This window comes from Synechococcus sp. R6-7, from assembly GCF_047461695.1.
Lineage (GTDB): Bacteria > Cyanobacteriota > Cyanobacteriia > Thermostichales > Thermostichaceae > Thermostichus.
The window spans coordinates 1-5,369 of sequence record NZ_JANSHS010000247.1; the positions used below are offsets into that span (position 1 = coordinate 1).

Annotated in this window: 7 protein-coding genes; 3 read left to right on the forward strand and 4 right to left on the reverse strand. The window is 57.0% G+C overall.

Annotated elements, in window-relative coordinates; translation table 11 throughout:
• Positions 1-474 precede the first annotated feature (474 nt).
• The gene (locus tag NW815_RS07840; protein WP_011434379.1) at positions 475-771 is read right to left on the reverse strand and encodes a hypothetical protein; all 297 of its coding nucleotides are present in this window, start codon (positions 769-771) and stop codon (positions 475-477) included.
• A 214-nt stretch (positions 772-985) separates the two neighbouring features.
• On the opposite strand from NW815_RS07840, the gene NW815_RS07845 reads away from it, so the two are divergent.
• From NW815_RS07845 to NW815_RS07855, 3 genes are all read left to right on the forward strand, one after another.
• Positions 986-1,228, forward strand: coding sequence for a Ycf34 family protein (locus NW815_RS07845; protein WP_011434378.1), 243 nt, complete (start codon positions 986-988; stop codon positions 1,226-1,228).
• A gap of 146 nt (positions 1,229-1,374) precedes the next feature.
• Positions 1,375-2,388: an oxygen-dependent coproporphyrinogen oxidase gene (gene hemF, locus NW815_RS07850; protein WP_414331805.1), complete on the forward strand. Its 1,014-nt coding sequence runs from the start codon at positions 1,375-1,377 to the stop codon at positions 2,386-2,388.
• A 39-nt stretch (positions 2,389-2,427) separates the two neighbouring features.
• The gene (locus NW815_RS07855) at positions 2,428-3,123 is read left to right on the forward strand and encodes an alpha/beta hydrolase (protein ID WP_414415876.1); all 696 of its coding nucleotides are present in this window, start codon (positions 2,428-2,430) and stop codon (positions 3,121-3,123) included.
• Between the two features lie 237 nt (positions 3,124-3,360).
• Here the strand turns inward: NW815_RS07855 and NW815_RS07860 are convergent, their stop codons facing one another.
• The 3 genes from NW815_RS07860 to NW815_RS07870 form a co-directional block, all read right to left on the reverse strand.
• Positions 3,361-3,927 carry a GDYXXLXY domain-containing protein gene (locus tag NW815_RS07860; protein WP_414390698.1) on the reverse strand — a complete coding sequence of 189 codons (567 nt, stop codon included), beginning with the start codon at positions 3,925-3,927 and terminating at the stop codon, positions 3,361-3,363.
• A gap of 26 nt (positions 3,928-3,953) precedes the next feature.
• The gene (thiD, locus tag NW815_RS07865) at positions 3,954-4,820 is read right to left on the reverse strand and encodes a bifunctional hydroxymethylpyrimidine kinase/phosphomethylpyrimidine kinase (protein WP_414390701.1); all 867 of its coding nucleotides are present in this window, start codon (positions 4,818-4,820) and stop codon (positions 3,954-3,956) included.
• 173 nt (positions 4,821-4,993) lie between these two features.
• The gene (locus NW815_RS07870; RefSeq protein WP_414415877.1) at positions 4,994-5,200 is read right to left on the reverse strand and encodes a hypothetical protein; all 207 of its coding nucleotides are present in this window, start codon (positions 5,198-5,200) and stop codon (positions 4,994-4,996) included.
• Positions 5,201-5,369 lie beyond the last annotated feature (169 nt).

The window sequence follows — 5,369 nt, forward strand, 5'->3', positions numbered from 1 at the left end:
TCCACAGGACGAGCGCCGGGAGGATGTCACCATACTCCCCTGCCCAAAGGCAGAGGATTCTGGCTCTTGGTTCCAAGACAGCACTTGCCGTATCGGGTTGCCCCTTTACGACAGCGGTGCCCATCTCCCCAAGCGGGGCAGTTCCCTTCTGCCCTAAGTACCGTTGAAGAGAAAGGGCAAAACCTATTCAGGTTGCTTGCGTAGTCGCCGGACTACCGGGTTTTTTAAGTGGTTGACTACTCTACTACTGGTCTAGAGTACAGCACAAAAGCTGCCGTGAACGGCAGGGCTTTAGACCCAATTCTTTGGTAAAACAATTGCCAATAAAATGCCAATAAAAGGCTACCCGCTTGCTCGCCTTGCAGGGGCCAACCCAAGCGCTAGACCAAGAGAGCCAAGGTTTTTTTAACTCAGCACAGGTGTCTTTGGGGCAAGGGATCCATCCGACAAGCGCCAACCGACTGCCAGTTGTTTCTAACTGACGGCCACGGGCGACTTAGCGGCAGCAGCAGCGCGATTTTCCTCTTCCTCAGGAGGGACAACGGCAAACTCGATGTGATTGAGCAGGGTGGTCACGAAGGCGAAGAGCAGGAAAGGCAGGGAGATCACCAAAATCAGAGCAATGGTGAGAAAAGCGTAGAGGGGGCTATTCATCAGGGAGAGGGCAGCGGCCAAGCTGGCAAAGATGACAATCAGCCAAACGATGATCTGGCCGTAGATATCTCCAAAGGAGAGGGTGCAGGTGAAGCGGTAGCGGGTGTGGGTGTTCATGGCAGTTCCTCTGGATAGCCTGGATGGTTCGATCCTAAGGACAGATCAAGCCCCATCCTGAGAAATATGTCGAGATTTTAGACGAGAGACGAGGAGATGCCTCTCTTTGCTAAGAAATATCTCAAGAATCGGCTGAGAAAGAGGGAATCCGCCGTCTGGAAGGAGGCAGGATGCTACCCTCAAGATTGGGAACCGTTTCTTGCAGGCAGCAGCCATGTGTATTTGTATTCACTGCTACTACGTGGATCGCTGTACCACCTACCATGCCGTGGAAGCGCAGCATCAGCAACCTCATCTCACACTGACGCCGGATTTTGAGCCGCAGGGCCCCCAGATCAATGTCAATATCCGCAATGGGGGCACCGAGATGGAATGGGATGTGGTGGGCTGCCAGAGCTTTCGCGAGGAACGGAACAAATGGGCGCGACTTCGTCCCTATGAGGCGGTTCCCACGTAAGATCCAAGAGCGGCCTGGATTTCCAGGGAGTTTCTTGCCCGGCCAGGTTAGAACTCTTCAGTTTGGCAGTTCGGCTCTCCCAGTCTGAGAGGTTTGATGGGGGCTGGAGAGGTTTTTGTCGAGTTTCGAGAGATTGGAAGACTATGATGCTGGCCTCAAGCCCTACAGCGCTGCCAGTGGATGCCCGTCAACAGGTGAGCCAATTCATGCAGCGCCTACAAGATGACATCTGTGCCCGTCTGGAGGCCCTAGACGGAAAAGCCAAGTTTCGGGAAGACCGTTGGGAACGCCCTGGAGGAGGGGGCGGGCGCTCGCGGGTCATTCAGCAGGGAGACGTGTTTGAGCAGGGGGGAGTCAATTTTTCCGAGGTGTTCGGATCCCATCTGCCCCCTTCGATTCTGAAACAGCGTCCAGAAGCGGCAGGGCATCCTTTCTACGCCACAGGCACCTCTATGGTGTTGCATCCTCGCAACCCCTATGTGCCGACGGTACACCTGAACTATCGCTATTTCGAGGCGGGGCCGGTTTGGTGGTTTGGGGGCGGGATGGATCTCACCCCCTATTACCTGTTTGAGGAGGATGCGGCCCATTTTCACCGCACCCTCAAGGCAGCCTGTGACCGCTTGGATCCCGTCTACTACCCAGTTTTCAAGATCTGGTGCGATCGCTACTTTTTCCTACCTCATCGCGGCGAGGCGCGCGGCGTTGGCGGCATTTTCTTCGACTATCAGGATGAACGCCCTGGGCTGCTCTATCGGCCTGAAGGCCAGGCGGAAGGGGATCCCGAACAACTGGCTTCTGAGCCACCATCGTTACAGGTGCGGGTGGGATCCCGCAGTTGGGAACATCTTTTCCAGTTGGTGCAAACCTGTGGCGACGCCTTCTTGCCGGCCTATGTGCCGATTGTGGAGCGGCGGCAGGGGATGGAATGGGGGGAGAGAGAACGGCAATTCCAGCTCTATCGTCGCGGGCGCTACGTGGAGTTCAACTTGGTCTATGACCGCGGCACGATCTTTGGACTCCAGACCCAGGGCCGCACCGAGTCGATCTTGATGTCTTTGCCGCCATTGGTGCGCTGGGAATATGGCTACGAGCCCCAGCCGGACACGTGGGAAGCTAAGCTCCATCAGGTGCTCCGCCAGCCCCAGGATTGGGCGTAGGCCGGCCATACCTTGTCTCCGCCTTTGAGGATCCGCTGCGTGCCTTCTTCTTTGCCCCTCACCTACCGCTTTCAGCCGCCTCGACAGGTCGGCTTGGGATCCGCACCTGTGTTGGTGATGCTGCACGGGATCGGCAGCCACGAGGGGGATTTGTTCCAGTTGGCCCCCTATCTGGATCCTCGGTTGGCGGTGATCAGCTTGAGAGCCCCTATTCCTTGGAGTGGAGGCGGGTTTGCCTGGTTTGAAATGGCCTGGACACCGGAAGGGCTGGTGGGGGATCCCCAGCAAGCGCGCAATAGCCTCAAGCTCCTGAGCCGCTTTCTAGAACAGACGCTGCCCAGTGGGATCCCGGGTATTGCCTTGGATCCCAGCCAGGTGTATTTGCTGGGGTTCAGCCAGGGGGCGATCATGAGCCTGTACTTGGCTCTGACCCAGCCGGAGAAGCTGGCAGGGGTGGTGGCGATGAGTGGGCGTTTATCTCCAGAGATCCTGGCCGAGGCGGTGGAGCCGGAGCGGATGAAACACCTGGCCATCCTGGTGGTTCATGGCACTGCCGATGCTGTTTTGCCGATTGCTTTTGGCCGTCAGATCCGGGATTATTTTGCCCCGCTGCCACTGAACTTTACCTATCGCGAGTACGAGATGGGCCATGAAGTTTCCCCGGAGAGCCTGCGGGATATTCAGGTGTGGTTGCAAAATCTATTGGATAGAAGAAATTTGGAAATGAAACCCTAAAGAAGTCTGACTGAAATTGGGATGACTCTAATTCAGGTGTTGGGCAAGGCTTCGCAGCGCTTGGCGAGATCCTCAATAACCTCAATAGCGCAGGCCCGGTTCTCGCCACCTTTAGGGCTTTGAGGGCAAGTGGTAGGGATCCGTGTCCTACTCGGTTTTCCGGCTCTCCTTCGGGTTCGGATGTCAGAATATGGTGATTAATTGTGTTAAAGCGTTAAAGCCGGGCAGAATGAGCACTTAGTACCGATGCTCCCCTACCCAGAGGCCGACCAATGCTGCCTTGCCCCAGGGATCCACTTTCACTTCTGCCCGCGTGGCTTCAGGGTAACGCCGAATATCTTCTTCCAAGGCATCTCCAGCTGCTTCGGGAATAAAAAATTCTTCGATTCCCAACTTGAGCTGCTGCCCGTCAAACCAGCCTCGCAGCACTTTCTCTTCAGGCTGCAAATCTTTGGGCATCTCCCGGCTGACACCGATTGCTCGCCAAGGTTGAGTGGGATCCCCTGCGGGGGGAGCTAAGCGCAGATAAAGGATCCCTGGCGTCTCCAATTCAGGTGACCAACCCGGCAGTTGCTCTAGGGTGGAGCGTCGAGCGACGACGTAGCCCAAGGCCACGTACCGGCCCCGCAAAAGGTCATAGGGATCCACGGGGGCCGTTTGCAGGTAGATCGTGGTTCCGACAGCGAGGGTCAGCGCTTGCCGAGCCGGTATCAGCAGAACGATACCCAGCTGCAGCAGTAGGGGTAGCCAAAACCGCCATTTGGGCAGGGATCCCTTCTGAGAAAGATTCGACGGGCTAGCCATAGCAGCCAGAGAGAGTGACCTCTCTCTTATGGCACAGGTTTGCCAATCCCGGACAGAAGCGGGTAGAAGTGCCCCACTGGCCCCTGCCCTGACCCGATGGCCAAAGGATGTCGCAGCGCTTCTGTTACATAGGCTTTGGCCGCCACTGTGGCCGCAAAGGGATCCTTACCCCAGGCCATCTGTGCCGCAATGGCCGCCGAGAGGGTACAGCCGGTGCCGTGGGTGTGGCGGGTGGGGATCCGCTCTGTTTTCAGCACTTCCAGTCGCTCGCCATCGAACCACACATCCACCCCCTGCAGTTCCCCCGGCATACCCCCACCTTTGACCAACACCGCTCCACAGCCCAGGGTGCGAATCTGCTGAGCCGCCGTTTGCATATCCGCCAGGGACTGCAGCTGCAGCCCCGTTAAAATTTGCGCCTCATAGCGGTTGGGGGTCAGCACCTGGGCCAAGGGGATTAGCCGCTCGCGGATGGCCTGAATGGCTTCATCTGCCAGCAACTTTGCTCCCGTGCGGGACACCATCACCGGATCCACCACCAGAGGCCGCAACGCCCAGCGCTCCACCTGACGGGCTACCTCCAGCACGATCTCGGCATTCAGCAACATGCCCGTCTTGATCCCTTGCACCCCAATGTCCTGCACCACGGCCTCGATTTGGGCGGCCACGGCTTCGGGGGGCAGCGCATCGACCCGGCTCACCCCAAGGGTATTTTGGGCAGTCACGCAGGTCAGGGCAGAGGTACCGTGTACCCGATGGAAAGCAAAGGTGCGCAAATCCGCTTGGATCCCTGCTCCCCCACCACTGTCGGATCCAGCGATGGTGAGGGCGACAGGGGGGTGCTGCTCGGCCAGCAGTGGAGCCGGAGTTGGTTCAGATGCAGAGACAGACATTGGCCAAACGACAAAAATGGGCAAGGGTACCGATAGCCATTTCCATCAATCAATATGAACCATCTCTTTAACGTAGCAATGAAACTGTTGGTTCTCGATTGGTCTGAGACCACTGGGGTATTGGGAAAACTCTTGCAGACGTCTGTCAAGAAGCTGACTAAGAGTGAGTTGTCCTAGTCTAAATCCGAGTAGCCCTCATCAGTGGTGGCGACCACCTCAACCCAGGCTTGATTCCCTTCCACCGCCGTCAAGCTCCAGCGCAGAAGCCGAGCCGGCTGGCCCAGCTCCCGGTCAACTTGCTGACAGAGGGATTGCTCCAGTTGCGGGGCAGAGAGGGGCAAACTCAGCGGCAGAGATAAGCGCAACAAATGCAACTTCACAGGCAGTCGGGAACTGGCCTCGCCGAGGAAACAGACTCACTTTCAATAACTTCTAACACTAAGAATCCAACAATATAAACTAATGTAGTATTTTCAGATTAGGCTGAGACAGCCGGGCTACTGAGAAAAACCTTTTGGGCCCCTGCATTATTGCTCCGCAACGCTATTG

Bases quoted from the DNA above. Each gene is read 5' to 3' on its own strand.
- hemF (WP_414331805.1), top strand. From the start codon at position 1,375: ATGCTGGCCTCAAGCCCTACAGCGCTGCCAGTGGATGCCCGTCAACAG.
- NW815_RS07845 (WP_011434378.1), top strand. From the start codon at position 986: ATGTGTATTTGTATTCACTGCTACTACGTGGATCGCTGTACCACCTAC.
- thiD (WP_414390701.1), bottom strand. From the start codon at position 4,820: ATGTCTGTCTCTGCATCTGAACCAACTCCGGCTCCACTGCTGGCCGAG.
- NW815_RS07840 (WP_011434379.1), bottom strand. From the start codon at position 771: ATGAACACCCACACCCGCTACCGCTTCACCTGCACCCTCTCCTTTGGA.
- NW815_RS07860 (WP_414390698.1), bottom strand. From the start codon at position 3,927: ATGGCTAGCCCGTCGAATCTTTCTCAGAAGGGATCCCTGCCCAAATGG.